Below are 23468 nucleotides of genomic sequence, written 5' to 3'. Positions count from 1 at the left end.
TATCGTCGGAGTTCCGCCCGCCGCGATGTCGGAAACCGTTCGACCGGGCCCCGACCAGCGATCTTCGGCCGGAGGGGGAGACGTGCGGGTGAGCTCTCCGACCGGTCCGATCGCCGTTCCCGCATCGTGTCGTCGCGCGGTTCGGCGCGGCACGTCACCGCCCGATCCTGTGCTCGACTCCTGAAATCGCGCCAGTGGTCGTCGAACACCGCGGGCTGAGAGCGCGTGGTCTCGTGCTGCCACGACCGGGATTCGCCATCCCGGTCGTGCGGCGCGAACGCGCCCGGCCGGTGCACCCAGAGACATCCCTCCTCCTATTCGACAGGGGAACGACCGACGTTGGACCAGACATTCGCGACTCCGCTGCTGTTCACCGGTGCCGACCTGGACTCCGTCCGCGACCGGGCCGCGCGCATCGGCGCGTGCCTGCGGGACCCGGAGCTGGAGCCGCACGACGTCGCCGCGGCCCTCGCGTCCGCCCCGGCGGGTCCCGCCCGCGCCGCGCTGGTCGCCGCCACGCGCGCGGAGGCCGTGCGCGGGCTGGCGGCGCTCGGCGCGGGCCGGCCGTTCCCCGGTCTGAGCACCGGCGTCGTGCGTCCCTCGCCGGTCGCCTTCCTGTTCACCGGGATCGGCGTGGAGTGGGCGGGCATGGCCGCCCCGCTCATCGCCGCGCACCCCGAGTTCGCGGCGGTCGTGGACCGGGTGGACGCGGTGGTGGCGCCCGCGCTGGGCCGGTCGCTGCGCGCCGTCCTCGAAGGCGGCTCGGACGAGGCGGAGCTGCTCCGCCGGATCGACTGGGCGCAGATCGCGCTGTTCACCGTGCAGGTCGGCTTGTGCGCGGTGCTGCGCGAGCGCGGCCTCGAACCGGCGCACGTGCTCGGCCACTCGGCGGGGGAACCGGCCGCGGCGCACGTCGCGGGCGTGCTCGACCTGGAGGACGCCGCCCGGCTGCTGGTGGCCCGGGCCCGGCTGATGCGCACCCTGCGGGGCGGCGGCGCGATGGTGTCGCTGCAGGCGGGGGCGGCGGAGGTCGCCGCCGAGCTGGGCGAGCTTGCCGACGAGGTCTCCATCGCCGTCGTGAACGGCCCCCGCGCCACGGTGATCTCCGGAGCCGCCGACCCGGTGCTGGAGGTGGCCGCGCGGTTCGAGGAGCTGGGCCGCGGCGTCAAGTGGCTCGACGTGGACGTCGCGGTGCACTCGAACCGGGTCGACCCGATTCTGGCCGAGCTGGCCGACGACATCAGCGACCTGACCTTCACCGCCCCGCGCGTGCCCGTGGTCTCCGCCGTCGCCGGTGCCGCCGACGACGCGGTCGCCACCCCCGGCTACTGGGTGCGCAGCCTGCGCGAGCCGGTGCGGTTCGCCGACGGCATCGGCTGGCTGCACGGGCAGGGCGTGCGCACTTTCGTGGAGATCGGGCCGGATGCGGTCCTGAGCTCGATGCTCGCCGACTGCGTGCCCGCGCACGACGACGTGGCGGCGGTGCCGCTGCTGCGCAAGCGGCGGCCCGTCGCCGATTCGCTGGCCGCTGCCGCGGCGCAGCTGCACGTGCGCGGCGTCGACCTCGCCCCGCTCGCCGAGCCGCCCGCACCGTCCGGGCACGCGCTGCGGTGCGCGCGGTTCTGGCTGCACGGCGGCCCGCTTCCGGAGGGGCACGCCGATGCCGAACCGGGCCCGGCCGGGGCCGCCGACCTCGCCGAGCTGGTCCGCGCGCACGCCGCCGGAGTGCTCGGCAAGGCCACCCCGGAGGAGGTCGACGCGACCACCAGCTTCTTCGAGCAGGGCTTCGACTCGGCGGCCGCCGTCGAGTTCTGCGCGCTGCTCAACCGGGACGCGGGCCTCGACCTGCCGGTGGCGGCGCTGTTCGACCACAGCACCCCCGCCGCCCTGGTGGACCACGTGGCGGGGCTGCGCGACGGCGTCCCGGCGGTGACCGGCGCGCGCACCGCGGACCGCACCGACGCCGACGACGAGCCGATCGCCATCGTCGGGATGGGCTGCCGGCTGCCCGGCGGCATCGCCTCGCCCGAGCAGTTCTGGGAAGCGCTGCTGGCGGAGCGGGACGTGGTGTCGTCCTTCCCGACCGATCGCGGCTGGACCGAGGACCTCTACGACCCGGACCCGGACCGCGGCGGCCGGACCTACGCGTCGGCGGGCGGGTTCCTGCACGACGCGGCCCTGTTCGACGCCGAGTTCTTCGGCATCTCCGAGTACGAGGCGCAGGCCATGGACCCGCAGCAGCGGCTGCTGCTGGAGGTCTGCTGGGAGGCCGTGGAACGGGCCGGGATCGTCCCGGAATCCTTGCGGGGCAGCCGGACCGGCGTCTACCTCGGCGCGACCGCGCAGCCGTACGGGCCGGCGCTGGACGAGCCGGCGGGTGCGCTGGACGGGTTCGTGCTCACCGGCACCACGCCGAGCGTGCTCTCCGGGCGGGTGGCCTACCAGTTCGGCTTCCACGGCTCGGCGCTGACCGTGGACACCGCGTGCTCGGCGTCGCTGGTCGCGCTGCACCTGGCGGTGCAGTCGCTGCGGCGGGGCGAGTGCTCGATGGCGATGGCCGGTGGTGCGGCGGTGCTCGCCACGCCGGGGATGCTGGTGACCTTCGCGCGGCAGCGCGGGCTCGCCCCGGACGGCCGGTGCAAGGCGTTCGCGGCGGACGCGGACGGCACCGGCTGGGGCGAGGGCGCCGGGGTGCTGCTGCTGGAGCGGCTCTCGGACGCGCGGCGCAACGGGCACCCGGTGCTCGCGCTGGTGCGCGGCAGCGCGGTGAACTCGGACGGCACCTCGAACGGGCTGACCGCGCCGAACGGGCTGGCCCAGCAGGAGGTGATCCGCTCCGCGCTGGCCGGGGCGGGGCTCGAACCGTCCGAAGTGGACGCGGTGGAGGCGCACGGCACGGGGACGCGGCTCGGCGATCCGGTGGAGGCGCGGGCGCTGCTGGCGACCTACGGCGCCGACCGCGCCCCGGAACGCCCGCTGCGGCTCGGCTCGGTGAAGTCGAACGTCGGGCACACCCAGACCGCGGCCGGCGTCACCGGGCTGATCAAGATGGTGCTGGCGCTGCAGCACGAGGTGTTGCCCCGCACGTTGCACGTCGACGCGCCCTCGCCGCACGTGGACTGGGACGCGGACCGGATCGCGCTGCTCACCGAGCGCACCCCGTGGCCGCGGGGCACCACCCCGCGCCGGGCCGGGCTGTCCGCGTTCGGCATCAGCGGCACCAACGCGCACGTGATCATCGAGGAGGCGCCGCCGGTCGAGGCCGGGCCCGAACCGGACGACGACGGGGTGGTGGCGCTGCCGCTGTCGGCGAAGACCGCGCCCGCGCTGGCCGAGCAGGCGCGCCGGTTCGCCGCGCACCTCGCCGCCGCGGACCGCCCGGCGCTGCGGCAGTGGTCCCGGGCGATGGCCCGGCGCTCGTCGTTCCCGTGGCGCGCGGTCGCCGTCGGCGGCTCGGCGGCGGAGCTCGTCACCGGGCTCACCGCGCTCGCCGAGCAGCGGCCCGCGCCCGGCGCGTGGTCCGGTCGCGCCCTGGACGGCCGCACCGCGGTGCTGTTCTCCGGGCAGGGCAGCCAGCGCGTCGGGATGGGACGGCTGCTGCACGCCGAGCACCCGGTGTTCGCGGCCGCCTTCGACGAGGTGTGCGCGCTGTTCGACGCCGAGACCGGTGGTGATCTGCGCGCCGTCATCGCCGACGACGAACGCGCCCTCACCCGCACCGGCTGGGCGCAGCCCGCGCTGTTCGCGATCGAGGTGGCGCTGTTCCGGCTGCTGGAGTCCTGGGGCCTGCGCCCGGACGTGGTGCTCGGGCACTCGCTGGGCGAACTCGTCGCCGCGCACGTCGCCGGGATCCTCGACCTGCCGGACGCGGTCCGCGTCGTCGCCGCCCGCGCCCGGCTGATGGAGGCCGTGGACGTCGACGGGACGATGACCGCGCTGGAAGCCACCGAGGACGAGGTCCGCGCGGTGCTCGCCGAGCACCCGGACGGGATCGCCGTGGCCGCCGTGAACGCGCCGCGCAGCACCGTCGTGTCCGGCCGCCGCGAGCTCGTCGAGTCCGTGGCCGGGCGTTTTTCCGCGCAGGGGCGTCAGATCTGGCCGCTGCGGGTCAGCCACCCGTTCCACACGCCGCTGATGGCGGGCATGCTCGACGAGTTCGGCGCCGTCCTGCGCACCGCGACGTTCCGGCGGCCGAACCTGCCGGTGGTCTCCAACGTCACCGGGGAGCTCGCCGACGAACGCATGTCCGCACCGGACTACTGGCTGGAGCACGTGCTCGGGGCGGTGCGGTTCGCCGACGGGGTGCGCACCGCGCGCGAGTTCGGTGCCCGCACCTTCGTCGAGGTCGGGCCGGGGGCGGCGCTCACCGTGCAGGCCCGCGCGTGCCTGGCCGAGCTGGATCCGGCCGCGGTCGTGGCCGCGACCCTGCGCCAGGGCCGGGACGAGACCACCGCGCTGCTGCACGGCGTGGCGCAGCTGCACGTGGCCGGGCAGCCGGTCGACTGGGACGCCGTCGCGGGCCCCGGCTGCGGCACCGCGCTGCCGCAGCTGCCGACGTACGCCTTCCAGCGCAAGCACTTCTGGCTCACCTCCTCGGGCCGGAGCACCGGTGTCACCGAGCTCCCGCCCGCGCCGCGCGTTCCCGCCATCGACGGCCTCACCGGCGAGCAGCGGCGCGCCCGGCTGCTGGAACTGGTGCTGGAGCAGACCGCCGCGTGCCTGGGCACCAGCGAGCGGGACCAGGTGGAACCGGGGCTGACGTTCGCCGAGACCGGGCTCGGCTCCGTCGGGCTGCTGGAGCTGCGGAACCGGCTGGTCGCCGCCACCGGGCTGGAGCTGCCCGCCGCCGCGGCCTACGACCACCCGACGCCGCGCGCGCTGGCCGAGCAGCTGGGCCGGCTCGACCCGGCCGTCCGGCAGCGGGCCGAACCGGTCGCCCGCACCGAGGTCGTCGAGCCGCGGCCCGCCGACGACGGGCCGGAACCGATCGCGATCGTCGGCATGGGCTGCCGCTTCCCCGGCGGGGTCACCACCCCCGGCGAGCTGTGGGACCTGGTCGCCGAAGGCCGCGACGTGGTCTCCGAGTTCCCCACCGACCGCGGCTGGCCGACCGGCCTGCACTCGCCGGACCCGGACCGGCCCGGCAAGACCTACTGCACCCGCGGCGGGTTCCTGCGCGACCCGGCGATGTTCGACTCCGACTTCTTCGGCATCGCGCCGCGGGAGGCGCTGGTCACCGACGCGCAGCAGCGGCTGCTGCTGGAGACCTCGTGGGAGGCCTTCGAACGCGCCGGCATCGACCCGATCTCGTTGCGCGGCAGCGACACCGGCGTCTTCGTCGGCATCACCTACCAGGACTACACGCCGCGCTGGGTGGACCGGCCGCGCGCGGTCCGCGACCACGAGGGCTACCTGCAGAGCGGCACGGCCAGCAGCATCGCCACCGGGCGGCTGTCGTACTTCTTCGGCTTCGAGGGCCCGTCGATCGGCATCGACACCGCGTGCTCGTCCTCGCTGGTGTCGCTGCACCTCGGGGTGGAGGCGCTGCGCGGCGGGCAGTGCGGGTACGCCCTCGCCGGGGGCGCCACGGTGATGCCGACGCCGCAGCCGTTCGTCGAGTTCTCCCGGCTGCGCGCGCTGTCCCCCGACGGCCGGTGCAAGTCGTTCTCCGCGGACGCGGACGGCACCGGCTGGGGCGAGGGCGCGGGCGTGCTGCTGCTGGAACGGCTCTCCGACGCGCAGCGCAACGGGCACAAGGTCCACGCGGTGGTGCTGGGCACCGCGGTCGGCGCCGACGGCGCCTCCAACGGGCTCACCGCCCCCAACGGGCTCGCGCAGCAGCGCACCATCCGCACCGCGCTGCGCACCGCGGGCATCTCCGGCCGGGACGTCGACGTCGTCGAGGCGCACGGCACCGGCACCAAGCTCGGCGACCCGATCGAGGCGCAGGCGCTGGTCGAGACCTACGGCCGCGACCGCGCCCCGGACCGGCCGCTGTTCGTCGGCTCCATCAAGTCGAACATCGGGCACCCGCAGACCGCCGCCGGCGTCGCGGGGGTGATCAAGCTGGTGGAGTCGTTCCGCCACGGGGTGCTGCCGAAGACGCTGCACGCGGACGAACCGACGCCGCTGATCGACTGGCCCAGCAGCGGACTGTCGCTGCTCGCCGAGCAGCGGTCCTGGCCCGCGACCGACGGTCCGCGCCGCGCCGCGATCTCCGGGTTCGGCATCGGCGGCACCCTCGGACACGCGATCCTGCAGGAGCCGCCCGCACCGCAGCGGCCCCGCCCGGCCCCCGCCGGTCGTCCCGTCGCCTGGGTGCTGTCCGGGCAGACCGCCGCCGCCCTGCAGGACCAGGCGCGGCACCTGCTGGAGCACCCCGAGCTGGACGCGCACCGGGTCGCGGACGTGGCGCACACCCTCGCCCGGCGCACCGCGTTCCGCTGGCGCGGCGTCGTCGTCGGCTCCTCGGTCGAGCAGCTGCGGGAGGGCCTGGAGCTGCTGGCGCGCGGGCGCACCGGGAACGGCGTGTGGTCCGGGCAGGGCCGCGACGCGCCCGCCACCACCGCGTCCGGGCCGCTGGAAGACCTCGCCCAGCGGCACGTGGACGGCGCGCCGGTGGACTGGACGGCGGTGTTCCCGACCGGCGAATTCCTCGACGAACTGCCGACCTACGCGTTCCAGCGGCAGCGGTACTGGCTGGAGCTGGACGCGGGCGAGCCGAGCACCGGGCACCCCTTCCTGGACGAGCCGATCGACCTCGCCGACGGGTCCGGGGCGGTCGTGAACGGCCGCGTGTCGGTGGCCGCCGAGGCGTGGCTGGCCGATCACGTGCTGCGCGGCGACACGATCTTCCCCGGCACCGGGCACGTGGAGCTGGCGCTGCGCGCCGGTCGCGAGCTCGGCTGCCCGCGCCTGGTCGAGCTGACCCACCACAGCCCGCTGCTGCTGCCCGGCGACGGGCACCGCCGCATCCAGGTGTCGGTAGGCGCCCCCGGCGCGGGGGAGCGGCGGCCGTTGAAGATCCACTCCGCGGCGGCGGGCGGATCGGAGTGGACGCTGCACGCCTCCGGTGAGCTCGGACCCGACGTCGAACCGGTCGAGGTCCCGTCCGTGCAGTGGCCGCCGCCCGGTGCGGAAGCCGTGGACGTCGCGGCCATGTACGAGGGCTTCACCGAGCGCGAGTACGAGTACGGGCCCGCCTTCCGCGGCGTGCGCGCCGCCTGGCGCACCGGCGACGAGGTCGCCGCCGAGGTGGCGCTGCCCGCCGACGTGGCCCGGGACGCGGGCGAACTGGTGCTGCACCCGGCGCTGCTGGACGCCTGCCTGCACGCGATGGGCGTGCTCGACGACGGCGACGACGTGCGGGTTCCGTTCGCGTGGAGCGGCGTCACCGCGGTGGACGGCCCGCCCGCCGGCGAAGTGCGGGTGCGCCTGACCAAGGTGCGGCCGGACACCGCGACGCTCGTGGTCGAGGACCTCTCCGGGCGGCTGCTGCTGGCGGTGGACGCGCTGACCTTCCGCTCGTTGCAGGCCGACCCCGGGGTGAACCTGCGCGACGTGCTGTTCGCCCAGGAGTGGGTGGCCGTCGAACCCGCTTCCTGGCCCGCGTCCGGCCGGCCCGCCGTGGTCGAGGTCGGCGGAGATCCGGCGGTCGCGTTCGCCGCGCTCGGCGCGGACGGCGTGCTGCCGGAACTGGTGGCCGTCGCGCTGCCGGAGTTCGGCGCGGCCCGGATCGGCGACGACGGGCTCGCCGCGGCGACCCGCGCCGCGATCGGCTCCGCGCTGGAACTGGTGCGGGCCTGGCTGGCCACGCCCGGCGCCGCGGCCTCCCGCCTGGTGGTGGTGACCCGGGGAGCGGCGGACGTCGGCGGCGGAACCGTCGGCGACGCCGCGCACGCCGCCGCGGCCGGGCTGGTCCGCAGCGCCCAGTCGGAGCACCCCGACCGGTTCGTGCTGGTCGACGTCGAGGAGCACGACGGGCTCGCGGACGTGCTCGCGGAACTGCCCGACGGCGAACCGCAGCTGGCGGTCCGCGACGGCCGCTTCCACGCCGCCCGCCTCGCCCGCACCGCCGGGGGTGGCGGCGACGTCCGGCTGGACGGCGGCACCGTGCTGCTCACCGGCGGCACCGGCGGACTCGCCGCGGAGATCGCCGCGCACCTGGTGGCGGCCTGCGGGGCGACGCACCTGGTGCTGGCCAGCCGCCGCGGTCCGCGCGCCGCCGGGGCCGAGGAGCTGCGGGCCCGGCTGCTGGAGCTCGGCGCCCAGCGGGTCGACCTCGCGTCCTGCGACGTGACCCGGCGCGAGCAGGTCGCGGACCTGCTCGGCTCGATCGACCCGGCGCAGCCGCTGATCGGCGTCGTGCACCTCGCCGGGGTGCTGGCCGACGCCACCGTCGGCGGGATGACCGCCGAGCAGATCGACCGGGTCGTCGCGCCCAAGGTGGACGCGCTGGTGCACCTGCACGAGCTGACCGCGGGTGCCGACCTGCGGATGTTCGCGACCTTCTCCTCCGCGGCCGCCGCCGTCGGCTCCGCCGGGCAGGGCAACTACGCCGCCGCCAACGCCTTCCTGGAGGCGGTGACCGCGCAGCGCCGCGCGGGCGGGCTCGCGGGCACCGCGCTCGCGTGGGGCATGTGGGCCACCGAGGACGGGATGCGGGGGCGGGTCGGCGACGCCGACATCGCCCGGTTGCACCGCTCCGGGTTCCGGCCGATCACCACCGCCGAGGCGGTGACCGCGTTCAGCGCCGGGATCTCCGCGGACCTGCCGGTGCTGCTGCCGGTGCCGGTGGAGCGGGCGCAGCTGCGCAGGCTCGCGGGCAGCGGCGGGCTCCCCGCGCTGATGCGCGGCATCGCCCCCGCCGGTGCCGCGGACGGATCGGCCGCGTCGTTCGCGGAGCGGGTGCGCGGGCTGCCCGGGCAGGCCCGGCTGGCCGCGGTCGTGGACGTGGTCCGCAGGCACGTCGCGCGCATCCTCGGGCACGATTCGGGCTCCCAGGTGGACGTGGGCACCGCGTTCTTCGACATGGGCTTCGACTCGCTGTCCGCGGTGGAGCTGCGCAACGAGCTGGCCACCGCCACCGGCACGTCGCTGCCGCCGACGCTGCTGTTCGACCACCCCGACATCACCTCCGTGGCCGAGCACGTGCTCGACCTGCTCGCCCCGGAACCGGCCCCCGCGCCCGCACCGGCGGAACCGGAACCGGTGTCGGCCATCGCGGAGATGACCGCCGACCAACTCGTCGCCATGGCGCTGAAACAAGGTGATCGCTGATGACCGAGCAGCTCGTCGAAGCCCTCCGGGCCGCGTTGCTGGAGAACGAACGGCTGCGCGCCGAACGGGCGCGACCCGCCGAGGAGCCGATCGCCGTGATCGGCGTCGCCTGCCGCTACCCCGGTGACGTGGGCACCGCGGAGCAGCTGTGGGACCTGGTGGCCGGGGAGCGGTGCGCCGTGGGCGACTTCCCCACCGACCGCGGCTGGCCGGCGGACCTGTACGACCCGGTGCCCGGGCGCCCCGGCAAGTCGAACACCGAACGCGGCGGGTTCATCGACATCAAGGGCTTCGACCCGGAGTTCTTCGGCATCGAGCCCGACGAGGCCCGCATGATGGACCCGCAGCAGCGGCTCGTGCTGGAGGCGTCCTGGCACGCGTTCGAGCACGCCGGAGTCGACCCGACCTCGCTGCGGCGCAGCTCGACCGGCGCCTACGTCGGGGTGATGTACAACGACTACACCGCGCGCATCGACGCGGCGGGCCTGAACCACGACGAGAACTACCTGACCAGCGTGACCAGGAGCGTCACCTCCGGGCGGGTGGCCTACGCGTTCGGCCTGGAAGGGCCCGCGGTCACCGTGGACACGGCGTGCTCCTCGTCGCTGGTGGCGGTGCACCTGGCGAGCAACGCGCTGCGCGGCGGGGAGTGCTCGCTGGCGCTGGCCGCCGGGGTCACGTCGATGGCCTCGCCGTCGATGTTCCTGGAGTTCAGCAAGCACGGCGTCGCCGCCGACGGGACCTGCAAGGCGTTCTCCGCCGACGCCGACGGCATCGGCTGGGGCGAGGGCGTCGGGGTGCTGGTCCTGGAGCGGCTGTCCGACGCGCGCCGCAACGGCCGCCGGGTGCTCGCGGTGCTGCGGGGCAGCGCGGTCAGCCAGGACGGGGCGTCGAACGGGCTCACCGCGCCGAACGGGCGCGCCCAGCAGCGCGTCATCGAGGAGGCGCTGGGCCGCGGCGGGCTCACCCCCGCCGACGTGGACGCGATCGACGCGCACGGCACCGGGACTCCGCTGGGCGACACGATCGAAGCGCACGCCCTGCAGGCCGTCTACGGCCGGGGCCGCGCGGCGGAGCACCCGCTGTGGCTCGGTTCGGTGAAGTCCAACCTCGGCCACACCCAGGCCGCCGCCGGCGCGGCGAGCCTGATCAAGATGATCTGGGCGATCCGGGAGGGCGTGCTGCCGAAGACGCTGCACGTGGAGCGGGCCTCCACCGACGTGGCGTGGGACGGCGGGGGAGTGGCGCTGCTGCACGAATCGCGGCCGTGGCCGGAGGTCGGCAGGCCGCGCCGCGCCGCGGTCTCCGCATTCGGCATCAGCGGCACCCTCGCCCACGTCATCGTCGAGCAGGCCGAGGAGCAGGACGTGCCCGCGTCGACGGCACCCGCGGGCACCACGCCGTGGCTGCTGCACGCGCGCACCGAGCGGGGCCTGCGCGCGCAGGCGGGCGCGCTGGCCGGGGCGATCGAGGACGCGGGCGATCCGCTGACCGCCGACGTCGCCGTCTCGATCACGCCGCGACGCGGATTCCCGTGGCGGGCGGCGATCCTGCCCCGCAGCACCCCGGACGGGGTGCGCGCGTTGCGGGCGCTCGCCGCGGGCGCGGACTCCGCCGACGTGCCGGTGGGCGACCGCACCGCGCGGGACGTCGTGCTGGTGCTGCCGGTCGCGCTGCCCGGCAAGGCCCAGGTGGAGCTGGCCGCGGAACTCGCCGACTGGGGCGTCCGCCCGGACCACGTGGTCGCCGCCGTCGAGGCGGGGTCGGTGGCGGCGGACGTCGCCGCGGCCGCCGGGCTCGGACCGGACGCGGTCACCACGACCGGTGACTGCGCCGGGGCCGTCCGGGAGCGGACCCGGTCCGGCACCTGCTCGGCGGTCGTGCTCGGCACCGGCGGAGAGCTCGCCGGGAACGCCGACGTCATCGCACTGCCGGAGCACGGCGGGCCCGAAGCGCTGGAACGGGTGCTGGCCTGGTTGCACGTGCGCGGAATCCCCGTCGGCTGGCGGCGGACGGGAACCGGAACCCCGATCCCGGTGCCCGGACACCACTTCGCACACCAGGAGTTCTGGGTCTGAAAACGGGTTCCGGAGCTTTCAGCTCGGTTTGCGGAGCACTCGGGTAGCGGAACCACACTGCTCGTCTTCAACTTGCGCCGCGGGTCGTGTCCGTTGCTCGTCAGCGGCGAAGCCGCTGAGCCGCCGACCACGCACGCAGCAGGACCACCCGCGGGTTCTCAGCGGCCCCCTCGCGAGGACAGCGTTTTCTCATGTGGCGGAGCCACCTGTGAAAACGATCCCGCAGCGAGAGGGCCGCTGAGGTTCCGCCACCCCAGTGCTGCACAAGAGGAGTGGAACAGCATGGATCAGCCGCGGCCGAGCAACGACCGGGCGAAGAACGCGAGATTCGCCGGGCGTTCGGCCAGCCGTCGCATGAAGTAGCCGTACCACTGGTCGCCGTAGGCCACGTACACCCGCAGCCGGTGGCCTTCGGCGGCCAGCCGCTCCTGCTCGTCGGGCCGGATCCCGTAGAGCATCTGGAACTCGAAGCCCTCCGCGGACCGCCCGGCGCGCGCCGCCAGGTCGAGCGCGATCTCGATCATCCGCGGGTCGTGCGTGGCCACCATCGGGTAGCCCGCGCCTTCCAGCAGCACCCGCAGGCACCGCACGTACGACCTGTCCACTTCGGACCGTTCGGCGAACGCGACCGAGGCGGGTTCGGCGTAGGCGCCCTTGCACAGCCGCACCCGGGAACCGGCCGTGGCCAGGTCCCGGCAGTCCTGCTCGGTGCGCCGCAGGTACGCCTGCAGCACCGCGCCCACCCACGGGAAGTCCACCCGCAGGTCCCGCAGGATGCCCAGCGTGGAGTCCGTGGTGGTGTGGTCCTCCATGTCGAGGGTGACCGTGGTGCCCGCCGCCGCGGCGGCCTCGCAGATCAGCCGCGCGTTGTCCAGCGCGATCTTCTCCCCGTCCACCGGCAGCGACTGCCCGACGGCGGAGAGCTTCACCGACACCTCGGCCCGGTCGGCCAGGCCCGCGTCGCCGAGCGAACCGAGCACCGCCCGGTAGGCGTTCACGGTGTCCGCGGCCCGCCCGGCGTCGAGGGTGTCCTCGCCGAGGTGGTCCAGCGTGGTGCGCATGCCGCGCGCCGCGAGCGCGCGGGTGGCCGCGACCGCGTCCAGCGCGGTCGTCCCGGCCACGTACCGGTCCACCACCGGGCCGGTCAGCGGGTTGGATTCCACGATCCGCCGCACGTTCGTGGAACGCGCCGCAGCCAGCAGAGCAGAGCGCAGCATCGGGTCTCCTCAGGTGCGAAGCGGATCGGATCAGTCCATGTGCGGGTAGCCGAGCCCGGTGGGCGCGACGAACGTCTCCTTGATGGCGCGCGGGCTGGTCCAGCGCTGGATGTTGAACATCGACCCGGCCTTGTCGTTGGTGCCGGAGGCACGGCCCCCGCCGAACGGCTGGCGGGACACGATGGACCCGGTGGGCTTGTCGTTGACGTAGAAGTTCCCCGCCGCCTGCCGCAGCTTCCGGTGCGCCAGCTCGATCGCGGACCGGTCGGTGGCGAACACCGCGCCGGTCAGCGCGTACGGGCTGGACGCGTCCACCACGTCGAGGATCTCCGCGTAGCGGGCGTCGTCGTAGACGTGCACCGCGATGATCGGCCCGAAGTACTCGGTGGTGAACACCTCGTCGGCCGGGTCGTCGCAGACCAGCACCGTCGGCTCGACGAAGTAGCCGACCGAGTCGTCGCAGCCGCCACCGGCCAGCACCTCGATCGAGGAGGTGGTGCGGGCCCGCTCCAGCGCGGTCTTGTGCTTCGCGAACGCCCGCGCGTCGATGACCGCGCCGCCGAAGTGGCCGAAGTCGGTGACGTCGCCGAAGCTGATCGTCCGGGTCAGCTCCGCCAGCTCGTCGCGCAGCCCGCCCTCCCAGATCGAGCGCGGCACGTAGGCGCGGGACGCCGCCGAGCACTTCTGCCCCTGGTACTCGAAGGCGCCGCGGGCGAACGCGGTGGCCAGCGGGGCCGGGTCCGCCGACGGGTGCACCACGATGAAGTCCTTGCCGCCGGTCTCGCCGACGATCCGCGGGTAGCTGCGGTAGGAGTCGAGGTTCTCGGCGACGGTGCGCCACAGCTTCTTGAACGTGCCGGTCGAGCCGGTGAAGTGCAGGCCCGCGAAGTCCGGGTCGGCCAGCGCGACCTCGCTGACGGCCTGCCCGTCGCCGGTGACCAGGTTGATCACGCCCGGGGGCAGCCCGGCGGCCTCGAACATCCGCATGGTGAAGTGCGCGGCGAACTGCTGCGACGGCGTCGGCTTCCACACCACGGTGTTGCCCATCAGCGCGGGCGCGGTGGGCAGGTTCCCGGCGATGGCGGTGAAGTTGAACGGGGTGATGGCGGTGACGAAGCCGTCCAGCGGCCGGTACTCCATCCGGTTCCACTCGTTCGGCACCGAGGTGGGCTGCTCGGCGAGGATGCGGCGCGCGTAGTGCACGTTGAACCGCAGGAAGTCGATGAACTCGCAGGCCGCGTCGATCTCGGCCTGCTGCACCGACTTGGACTGCCCGAGCACGGTGGCGCCGTTGATGGTGTCCCGCCACGGCCCGGCGAGCAGGTCGGCGGCCCGCAGCAGCACCGCGGCGCGCTCGTCGAACGGGGTGGCGGCCCAGCCGGGGGCGGCGTTCTTGGCGGCGCGCACCGCGTCGGCGACGTCCTCGCGGGTGGCCTGCGCGGAGGTGCCGAGCACGTGCGCGTGGTCGTGCGGCTGCACCACGTCGAAGCGGTCGCCGCCCGCCATCCGCTGCACGCCGTCGATCGTCGAGGTGAGGTCGAGGCGCTCGGATTCGAGCTCGGCGATGCGCTTGTGCAGTGATTCCCGCTCGGCGGAGCCGGGGGCGTAGGACTTGACCGGTTCGTTGCTCGGGGCCGGGACGGTGGTGATGGCGTCCATGCCTGTCGCCTCCTCGCGGGTCGGCTGGGGTTTTGGAATACCCAGAACAGTAGGAGCGGGACGGGCCGCTGCGGCTGTACGATCGGCCATCGTTGAGGGGAGCGTGTTGTTCGGTTGGACGAGGACCCGCGTGGCCCGGCCGCGCCCGGAGCGCCGCTGCGGCAGCTGCTCGTCGCCGTCGGCGAACCGCTGATCGACCTGCTCGCGGCCCCGGCCGGCCTGGACGTGGACGTGCGGGACGTGGTGATCGCCGAACCCGACGAGGACGCGGCGGCCAACCCCGGCGACCTGGTGCTGGTGATCGGCGCCCGCGGCCGCTCCGCGCTGCGCCAGGTCCGGTCCGCCGCGCGGGACGGGGCGGCCGCGGTGGCGGTGAAGACCCAGGCCGAGCAGGACGCGGCCGTGCTGCGGGACGCCGCGCTGGACGCCGGCATCGCGCTGTTCGGGGTGTGGCCGGAGGTGCGCTGGGAGCAGCTGGAATCGCTGGTGCGCACCGTCGTGGACAACGCGCGGCTCACCGTCGAAGCGGACGCGGGGGAGGCGCCGGGCGACCTGTTCGCGCTCGCCCAGACCGTCGCCGCCATGACCGGTGGCAGCGTCAGCATCGAGGACACCGCCAGCCGGGTCCTCGCCTACTCCCGCTCCGACGACGAGGTGGACGAGCTGCGCAGGCTGTCCATCCTGGGCCGCCGCGGCCCGGAGCCGTACCTGGCGATGCTGCGCGAGTGGGGCGTGTACGAGCGGCTGCGCTCCGGCGAGGAGGTCGTGGGCGTCGACGAACGCCCCGACCTGGGCATCCGGCGCCGGATGGCGGTCGGCATCCACGCGGGCGCGCAGCCGCTGGGCACCATCTGGGTGCAGGAGGGCTCGCGGCCGCTGGAGGAGCGGTCCCGGCGCGCGCTGCTCGGCGCCGCCCGGGTCGCGGCCGTGCAGCTGATCCGGCAGCGCGCCGAGGCCAGCGCCGCCCCCCGGCTGCGGGAGAACCTGCTGATCGGGCTGCTCGACGGCAAGGTCGACGCGGCCAGCGTCGCGGGCAACATCGGCGCCGACGCGTCCCGGCCCGCGGTGGTCGTGGTGTTCGCGCTGCGCGGCCGGGCCGGGGTGTCGAACCGGCCGGAGCTGGAGCTGGAGCGCGCCGAGATGACCGGGTTGATCTCGGTGCACGCCGCCGCCTACCGGCGCAGCGCGCTGGTGACGACGCTCGGCTCGCGGGTGTACGTGCTGCTGCCGGACCTGCCGGTGCACGCGCTGCCCGGGGTGCTCGGCATGACCAGGGAGATCGCGGCCGCCGCCGGGCAGCAGCTGCGGGCCGCGGTGCAGGCCGGGGTGGGTTCGGTGGTGGCCGGGCTGGACGAGGTGCCGCACTCGCGCGCCGAGGCGGACCGGGTGCTGGACGCGATGGGCCACGACCTGGACGCGCCGATCGCCACCATCGCCGACGTGCGCTCCCGCGTGGTGCTCAGCGAGCTGCTGACGGTGCTCGGCGGCAACGAGCGGTTCCGCGACCCGCGGCTGGACGCGCTGTTCGCCCACGACGCCGAGCACTCGGGGGCGCTGGCGCGGTCGGTGCTGGCGTACCTGGAGCACTTCGGCGACGTGCGGTCCGCGAGCGCCGCGCTGCACGTGCACCCGAACACGCTGCGGCACCGCATCCGCCGCGCGGGCGAGATCACCGGCATCGACCTCGCGGACCCCGCCGAACGCCTGACGACGCAGCTGCACCTGCTCCTGCACCGCAGGCAGGGCCGTTGATCAGAGCTTGCGCAGCCGCACCCGGTTGATGGCGTGGTCGCCGTCCTTGCGCAGCACCAGGGTGGCGCGCGGCCGGGTCGGCAGGATGTTGTCCACCAGGTTGGGCCGGTTGATGGTGTGCCACAGGTGGTGCGCCTCGGCCCGCGCGTCCTCGTCGGAGAGGCCGGCGAAGTGGTGGAAGTGCGACTCGGGGTCGGCGAACGCGGTGCAGCGCAGCGCCAGGAACCGGTCGGTGTACCAGCGCTCGATGTGGTCGGTGTGCGCGTCCACGTAGATGGAGAAGTCGAACAGGTCGGACACGGCGAGGCTCGGCCCGGGCTGCAGGACGTTGAGCCCTTCCACGATGAGGATGTCCGGCTGCCGCACCACCTGCTCGTGCCCGGGCAGGATGTCGTAGGCGAGGTGCGAGTACACCGGCGCGGTCACCGACTCGGCCCCGGACTTGACCTCGGTGACGAAGCGCAGCAGCGCCCGCCGGTCGTAGCTCTCCGGGAAGCCCTTGCGGTGCATGATGCCGCGCCGGACCAGTTCGGCCTTGGAGTGCAGGAACCCGTCGGTGGTGACCAGGTCGACCTGCGGGTGGTCGGGCCAGCGCGCCAGCAGCGCCCGCAGGATGCGCGCGGTGGTGGACTTGCCGACGGCGACGCTGCCGGCGAGGCCGATCACGAACGGCACCTTCGGCGCGGTCTCGCCGAGGAAGGTGGTGGTGCTGTCGTGCAGCCGCTGCCGCGCGGCGACCTGGAGGTTGATCAGGCGGGACAGCGGCAGGTAGACGTCGGCGACCTCGTCGAGGTCGACGGGTTCGCCGAGGCCGCGCAGCGCCTCCAGCTCGGAGTGGGTGAGGGGCAGCGGCAGCGAGTCGCTGAGCTCCCGCCACTGCTTGCGGTGCAGTTCGACGTACGGGCTCAGTTCGCGGACTCGCGTCACGGCGCACACCCCTCGACGTTGAGGACCGGCCGGTTCTCGGCTGCTTCGGCCGGTCCGCACCGGTGCCGCCGAGCTCGACGGCACCGGCAACCCTAGATCTCGGCCCCCCGGGCGCGCTGTGACGCACTGCACCGCACCCGGGGCCGATCAGGTGATCGTCGACTCACCACCCACCGGAAGCCCGACTCATCGCCGGCTCGCGAACCCGCCGGGCAGGCCGTGCCTGTCTCCTGTCAGCGGCGAAGCCGCTGAGCGGCGACCCAGCAAGCAACCGGACCACCAGCGGGTTCTCAGCCGCTTCCTCGCGAGGACAGCTTTTTCCCTCGTGGCGGAGCCACTCGGGAAAAAGATCCCGCAGCGAGGAAGCGGCTGAGGTTCCGCCACCCCACCCCTACGCACCAGAAGCGGGGGGGAGACCGCCTGTCAGTCGTCGGAAGGCTGGTTCAGCTTCGAGTGGCGGTAGCCGTACGCCGCGTACACCACCAGCCCGATCGCGAACCAGACGGCGAACCGCAGCCACGTCTCCGGCGCCAGGAACGTCACCAGCCACAGCGAGAACACGATGCCGATCAGCGGTACCACCGGCATGCCCGGCGTGCGGAAGCCGCGCGGCAGCTCGGGCCGCTTGTAGCGCAGCACGATCACCGCGGCGCAGACCACGACGAACGCCAGCAGGATGCCGATGTTGGTCAGCTCCGCGGCCTCCTCGATGGGCAGCAGCCCGGCGAACACGGCGGAGACGATGCCGATGAGCCAGGTGAACCGGGACGGCACCTTCCGCACCGGGTGGGTGCGGGAGAACCACTTCGGCAGCAGCCCGTCGCGGGACATGGCGAACCCGACGCGGGTGGCGCCGAGCATGAAGGTGAACAGCACGGTGAGGATGCCGAGGATGGCGCCGACGGCGATGATCGCGCCGACCACGGGCAGGCCCACGTCGGCGAACGCGGTGGCGAACGCGCTCTCCTCGCTGATCTCCTGGTACGGGATCATGCCGGTGAGCACCAGGCAGGCCAGCACGTACAGCACCATCGAGATGATCAGCGAGTACAGAATCGCCTTCGGCATGTGCTTCTGCGAGTCCTTGGACTCCTCCGCCGCGGTGGACATCGCGTCGTAGCCGAACACCGCGAAGAACACGGTCGCCGCGCCGGTGATGGCACCGCCGATGCCGAACGGGAAGAACGGCGTGTAGTTGCCCGCGTTGATGTGGAACGCGCCGACGATGACGACGAGCAGCACGACGCCGACCTTGAGGTAGACCAGCGCGGTCTCGAACCGGGCGGCGTTCTTCATGCCCTGGTTGAGCACGAACGCGATGAGCAGGCACAGCAGCACCGCGAACAGGTTGATCTTGTAGCTGCCGGGTGGCGCGTCCCCGCCCTCGGTGCCCGGGGCACCGACCATCCACAGCGGCAGCTCGACGTGCAGGAACCCGAGCAGCTCGGTGAAGTACCCGGAGATGCCGATGGCCACCACGGACACGATCGCGGTGTACTCCAGCAGCAGGTCCCAGCCGATGAGCCAGCCGACGATCTCGCCGAGCACCGCGTAGCCGTAGGTGTAGGCCGAACCGGCCTTCGGGATCATCCCCGCGAACTCGGCGTAGGAGAACGCCGCCGCGGCGCTGGCGATCCCCGCGATGAGGAACGAGACCAGCACCGCGGGGCCGGCCTTGCCGTGGGCGACGGCCCCGGCGAGCGAGAAGATGCCCGCGCCGATGATGCCGCCGACGCCGATCGCGGTCAGCTGCCACAACCCGAGGGTGCGCTGGAGCCCGCCGGACTCGCCGTCGTCCTCGCTGATCGCGTCGATGGGTTTGCGCCGCAACATCCCCTTGCCGGGGCTGAGCCCAGGTTCCGCCATCGCGTCCTCCTGATCATCTTCGAAGTTGGCGGAAAACGTACGCGCCCCGCACCACCCGGGTGGTTGTGGGGCGCGACGACGTTCCGGGCCGCCCGTTGTCGACCCACACGATGATCGATCGAGATCACGATTCGACGCGTTCGCGCGAGCGCGCGCGTGCTCCTGGGGAAGTCTTGCCCGAACGGCGTGACGCGCGCGCCGCCCGGTCGTTAGTGTTCACGTCCGCGCGCCGCGCGCGTCACGCGATGGAGGGTGATCGGCTGATGTCCAGCTACCGGAGTGTCGTCGTCGGAACGGATGGGTCGACGCCCTCGTTGCGAGCGGTGACGAAGGCGGCGGCGGTGGCCGCCGACACGTCGGCCACACTGGTCATCGTGTGCGCCTACTACCCGAGCAGCGAGCGCGAGGTCGAGCAGGCCCAGGACGAGCTGGGCGGCGAGGCGTTCCAGGTGATCGGCTCGGCCCCGGCGGAGCAGACGCTGCTGGAGGCCGCCGACCTGGCCGCGCAGACCGGCGCCACCGAGGTGGAGACGGTCGCGGTGGTGGGCGCGCCGGTGACGTCGCTGGTGGAGGTCGCGGGCAAGGTGTCGGCGGATCTGCTCGTGGTGGGCAGCAGGGGTTTGAACACGCTCAAAGGCCGATTGCTCGGCTCGGTGCCTTCCGAGGTCTCCCGCCGGGCGGATTGTGATGTGCTCGTTGTCCGGACCTCGCGATGAGGACGGGCCTCGCGGCCAGGCGGAATCCCCGCTGGGCCACGAGGTCGAGAAGGCGCTGCTAGGCGGCGAACCGAAGTACACCAAGGCGGCCGTCGCCGAGGCGGCAGGCGTGGAGCTCGCCCGCGCGGAGCGGTTGTGGCAGGCGATGGGCTTCGCCCACGTCGAGGACCACGAGGTCGTGTTCACCGACGCGGACGTGCGGGCGGTGCGCATGCTCGTGCAGCTCGTCTCCGCCGACGTGATCACCGCGGAGCTGGAGACGGCGGTCGCCCGCACCCTGGCGCAGACCATGTCGCGGCTCGCCGAGTGGCAGGTGGCGATCTTCCGCTCGGTGCTCGGCGACCGCTTCGCCGAGGACCTGGACGTGACCGCGCAGTTCGCCGAGGCGATCACGCCGGTGATGGAGGACTTGCAGGGCTACGTGTGGCGCAGGCACCTCGCGGCGACCGCGGCGCGCGAGCTGACCGAGCAGGTCGGGGACGGCGACGAGCGGCTGCAGGTGATCGGCTTCGCCGACCTGGTCGGCTACACCCGCCTGATCCGCGACTTCAGCGAGGTCGAGCTGGGCAGGCTCATCGACGAGTTCGAGGAGACCGCGACCGCCGTGGTCGCGGAGAACCGCGGCCGCATCGTGAAGACCGTCGGCGACGAGGTCCTGTTCGTCACCGACACCGCGGCCGAGGCGGCCGAGATCGCGCTGACGCTCAACGAGCGGATCCCCGGTTCGGGCAAGCTGCCGCCGCTGCGGATCGGCTTGGCGCAGGGCCCGGTGCTGGCGCGGTTCGGCGACGTCTACGGGTCCACGGTGAACATCGCCAGCAGGCTCACCTCGGTGGCGCGGCCGGCGTCGGCGCTGGTGGACCGGGAGCTGGCGACCTCGCTGCGGGCGCACCCGGCGTACTCGCTGACCTCGATCGGCCCGACGAAGGTGCAGAGCTTCCGGGGCCTGCGCGCCTACGCCTTGCGCCGCGCCCGCTGACCCCGCCGCGGACGGCCCGTCCGCGCGGGTCCGCCGTCCGGCGCACGCTCGGTGGCCGGGCGGGCACGGGCTGGGCCGTTCGGGCGGCCGCGGCGACCGGTGTGATCGAGATCGCTCGATCGGCGCAACGGGCCTGGTCGGGCGACTGCCGCGGGCCGGGGGCACCGGGTCTCGCATGGTCGGGTGACCTGCGAAATCGGTTGCGTGGCGCAACTGAATCGGGTTCCGCCCGCCGCAGGCCGGCCGATCGGGAAATGGGCGATTTGCCCGGACGCGCCGGTGCTCGCAGGCCGACGAGCTGGCAGAAGTGGGATGCCGGGTCCCGGCCGGAGCAATAGGGTCGAAGCCATGGGAGTCGATCCGGGTACCTCGGGAGCCGTGTCAGCGAACCACTCCGACGAGGTCGCCGCCTTGGTCGACCAGTACGCGAAGATCCCGCCCGGACAGCAGGTGCGGCTCGCGAAGCCCACCAGCAACCTGTTCCGGTTCCGCGCCCCCAGCAGCACCACCGGCCTCGACGTGGGCAGGTTGAACCGCGTCCTGTCCGTCGACCCCGACGCGGGCACCGCGCAGGTGCAGGGCATGGCCACCTACGAGACCGTCGTCGCCGCGCACCTGCCCACCGGGCGGATGCCGCTGGTCGTCCCGCAGCTCAAGACGATCACCCTCGGCGGCGCGGTCGCCGGGCTCGGCATCGAGTCCAGCTCGTTCCGCAGCGGCCTGCCGCACGAATCGGTGCGCGAGATGGAGATCCTCACCGGCTCCGGCGAGGTCGTGGTGGCCCGGCCGGACAACGAGCACGCCGCCCTCTACCGCGGTTTCCCGAACTCCTACGGCACGCTCGGCTACGCGCTGCGCCTCGAAGTGGAGGTCGAACGCACCCGGCCCTACGTGCGGCTGCGGCACATCCGGTTCTCCACCGCCGAGGAGTGCACCGCCGCCATCGAGGAGATCTGCCGCGACGGCGAGTTCGAAGGCCACCGCGTCGACTTCGTCGACGGCACCGTGTTCGCCGCCGACGAGCAGTACCTCACCGTCGGCACCTACGTGGACGAAGCACCCGGCACCAGCGACTACACCGGCCGGCGCATCTACTACCGGTCGCTGCGCGAGCAGCAGACCGACCACCTGACGACCCACGACTACCTGTGGCGCTGGGACACCGACTGGTTCTGGTGCTCCCGCGCGTTCGGCGTGCAGCGGCCCGCGGTCCGCGCGCTGTGGCCGCGCAAGTACCGCCGCTCCGACGTGTACCGCCGCATCGTGGCCTGGGACCGCCGCGCCGGGTTCTCCGACCGGCTCGCCCGCGCCCGCGGCGCCGCGGGCAGCGAACCGGTGATCCAGGACGTGGAGATCCCGGTGCGCCGGCTGCCCGAGTTCCTGGAGTTCTTCCACCGCGAGATCGGCATCGAACCGATCTGGCTGTGCCCGGTCCGGCTGCGCGACCCGCAGGGCTGGTCGCTGTACCCGATGGATCCGGCGGAGCTCTACGTGAACGTGGGCTTCTGGTCCGCAGTGGACACCAAACCGGGCGACGTCCCTGGCGAGTACAACCGCGCCATCGAGGACGTGGTCGGCGAACTGGACGGGCACAAGTCGCTGTACTCCGACTCGTTTTACGAACGGGACGAGTTCTGGCGGCTCTACAACCGTCCCGCCTACGAGGAGTTGAAGCGGCGCTACGACCCCGACGACCGCCTTCCCGGCCTGTACGAGAAGTGCGTCGGCAACCGATAGGGCCAAGAGGGAGGAGAACCGAACATGGGTTGGGCAGAGGTGTTCCCGCGGATCCTCGGCGAAGGGCTCGACGTCGAGTTCCGCGCCTACGACGGGAGCCGCGCGGGACGGGCCGGAGCCGACGTCGCGGTGGAGATCCGCTCTCCGCTGGCGTTGTCGCACCTGGCGGCCTCCCCGGACGAGCTGGGGCTCGCCAGGGCCTACGTCACCGGGGCGCTGGAGGTGCACGGCGACATGCACGAGGCGCTGTCCCGGTTCCCGTCGATCGCCATCGCGGAAGTTCCCGCCCGCACCAAGCTCGACCTGGCGGTGCGGCTCGGCGCGCAGCGGTTCTGGTGGCCGGTCGGCCCGCCGCCGGAGGAGTACCGGCCGCGCGGCGGCCTGCGGCACTCGAAGCTGCGGGACAGCAAGTCCGTGTCCTACCACTACGACGTGTCGAACCGGTTCTACGAGTGGGTGCTGGGCCCGTCGATGGCCTACACCTGCGCGGTGTACCCGGACGCCGACGCCACCCTGGAGCAGGCGCAGTTCGGCAAGCACGACCTGGTGGCGCGCAAGCTCGGGCTGCAGGAGGGCATGCGGCTGCTCGACGTCGGCTGCGGCTGGGGCGGCATGGTGATGCACGCGGCCGAGCACTACGGGGTGCGGGCCATCGGCGTCACCCTCTCCCGGCAGCAGGCGCAGTGGGCGCAGAAGGCCATCGTGGACCGCGGCCTCGCCGACCTCGCCGAGGTGCGGCACCTGGACTACCGCGACGTGCCCGAGACCGACTTCGACGCGATCAGCTCCATCGGCATGACCGAGCACATCGGACTCGCGCAGCTGCCCGCCTACTTCTCCGCGATGCGCGCGAAGCTGCGGCCCGGCGGCCGGTTCCTCAACCACTCCATCACCCGGCCCGACGGCACCCGGGCCTCCAAGCCCGGCAAGTTCATCGGCCGCTACGTGTTCCCCGACGGCGAGCTGGAAGGCCCCGGGACGCTCATGTCGGCGATGCACGACAACGGGTTCGAGGTCCGGCACACCGAGAACCTGCGCGAGCACTACGCGCTCACGCTGCGGGACTGGTGCGCGAACCTGGAGGCGCACTGGGACGAGGCGGTGCGGGAGGTCGGCCCGGCGCGGGCGCGGATCTGGCGGCTGTACATGGCGGGTTCGCGGCTGGGCTTCGAGCTCAACAACATCCAGCTGCACCAGATGCTCGCCGTCCGCCTCGACGACGGAGCCGCCGGCATGCCGCTGCGCCCCACCTGGTGAC

The 23468-nt window shown here is 73.8% G+C and carries 10 protein-coding genes and 1 pseudogene; 7 read left to right on the top strand and 4 right to left on the bottom strand.

The features are described from left to right. Positions 1-339 precede the first annotated feature (339 nt). Positions 340-9279 carry a type I polyketide synthase gene (locus tag H1226_RS19495; RefSeq protein ID WP_258341985.1) on the top strand — a complete coding sequence of 2980 codons (8940 nt, stop codon included), beginning with the start codon at positions 340-342 and terminating at the stop codon, positions 9277-9279. Positions 9280-9308: 29 nt separating this feature from the next. Beyond that, positions 9309-11357, top strand: a pseudogene (locus H1226_RS19490) (type I polyketide synthase); the annotation flags it as partial. A 287-nt stretch (positions 11358-11644) separates the two neighbouring features. Here the strand turns inward: H1226_RS19490 and H1226_RS19485 are convergent. Together H1226_RS19485 and pruA are read right to left on the bottom strand one after the other, a co-directional pair. Next, entirely contained in the window at positions 11645-12574 is a 930-nt protein-coding gene (locus H1226_RS19485; RefSeq protein WP_224956221.1) for a proline dehydrogenase family protein, read from the bottom strand. Between the two features lie 30 nt (positions 12575-12604). Continuing rightward, entirely contained in the window at positions 12605-14233 is a 1629-nt protein-coding gene (pruA, locus tag H1226_RS19480; RefSeq protein ID WP_224956220.1) for an L-glutamate gamma-semialdehyde dehydrogenase, read from the bottom strand. Positions 14234-14347: 114 nt separating this feature from the next. Here pruA and H1226_RS19475 point away from each other — a divergent pair, with 114 nt between their 5' ends. Then, on the top strand, positions 14348-15985 hold the full coding sequence (locus tag H1226_RS19475; protein ID WP_258341984.1) for a PucR family transcriptional regulator: 1638 nt from the start codon (positions 14348-14350) through the stop codon (positions 15983-15985). Here H1226_RS19475 and coaA read toward each other — a convergent pair whose 3' ends face one another. Both coaA and H1226_RS19465 read right to left on the bottom strand, forming a co-directional pair. Then, a complete protein-coding gene (gene coaA, locus H1226_RS19470) occupies positions 15986-16912 on the bottom strand; it encodes a type I pantothenate kinase (protein ID WP_258341983.1) in 927 nt (308 codons plus the stop codon). A 423-nt stretch (positions 16913-17335) separates the two neighbouring features. Then, on the bottom strand, positions 17336-18778 hold the full coding sequence (locus H1226_RS19465) for an amino acid permease (RefSeq protein ID WP_258341982.1): 1443 nt from the start codon (positions 18776-18778) through the stop codon (positions 17336-17338). Positions 18779-19041: 263 nt separating this feature from the next. Here H1226_RS19465 and H1226_RS19460 point away from each other — a divergent pair, with 263 nt between their 5' ends. From H1226_RS19460 to H1226_RS19445, 4 genes are all read left to right on the top strand, one after another. After that, positions 19042-19494 (top strand): universal stress protein, encoded by a 453-nt coding sequence (locus tag H1226_RS19460; RefSeq protein ID WP_224956216.1) that lies wholly within the window; start codon positions 19042-19044, stop codon positions 19492-19494. Beyond that, positions 19475-20473 (top strand): adenylate/guanylate cyclase domain-containing protein, encoded by a 999-nt coding sequence (locus H1226_RS19455; RefSeq protein ID WP_258341981.1) that lies wholly within the window; start codon positions 19475-19477, stop codon positions 20471-20473. The genes H1226_RS19460 and H1226_RS19455 overlap by 20 nt, the downstream gene beginning before the upstream one ends. Before the next feature lie 348 nt (positions 20474-20821). Continuing rightward, the gene (locus H1226_RS19450) at positions 20822-22210 is read left to right on the top strand and encodes an FAD-binding oxidoreductase (protein WP_258341980.1); all 1389 of its coding nucleotides are present in this window, start codon (positions 20822-20824) and stop codon (positions 22208-22210) included. Between the two features lie 24 nt (positions 22211-22234). Next, a complete protein-coding gene (locus tag H1226_RS19445; RefSeq protein WP_258341979.1) occupies positions 22235-23467 on the top strand; it encodes an SAM-dependent methyltransferase in 1233 nt (410 codons plus the stop codon). Position 23468: the final 1 nt, after the last annotated feature.

The sequence above is a fragment of the Saccharopolyspora gregorii genome, from assembly GCF_024734405.1.
In the GTDB taxonomy this organism is placed as follows: Bacteria; Actinomycetota; Actinomycetes; order Mycobacteriales; family Pseudonocardiaceae; genus Saccharopolyspora_C; species Saccharopolyspora_C gregorii.
The sequence above is the reverse complement of the archived record's forward strand: the minus strand, read 5'-3'. Positions and strand labels throughout refer to the sequence as shown.

Excerpts from the sequence above, each read along its gene's own strand:
- H1226_RS19485 (WP_224956221.1), bottom strand. The coding sequence starts at position 12,574 with ATGCTGCGCTCTGCTCTGCTGGCTGCGGCGCGTTCCACGAACGTGCGG.
- pruA (WP_224956220.1), bottom strand. The coding sequence starts at position 14,233 with ATGGACGCCATCACCACCGTCCCGGCCCCGAGCAACGAACCGGTCAAG.
- H1226_RS19465 (WP_258341982.1), bottom strand. The coding sequence starts at position 18,778 with ATGGCGGAACCTGGGCTCAGCCCCGGCAAGGGGATGTTGCGGCGCAAA.
- H1226_RS19460 (WP_224956216.1), top strand. The coding sequence starts at position 19,042 with ATGTCCAGCTACCGGAGTGTCGTCGTCGGAACGGATGGGTCGACGCCC.
- H1226_RS19450 (WP_258341980.1), top strand. The coding sequence starts at position 20,822 with ATGGGAGTCGATCCGGGTACCTCGGGAGCCGTGTCAGCGAACCACTCC.
- H1226_RS19445 (WP_258341979.1), top strand. The coding sequence starts at position 22,235 with ATGGGTTGGGCAGAGGTGTTCCCGCGGATCCTCGGCGAAGGGCTCGAC.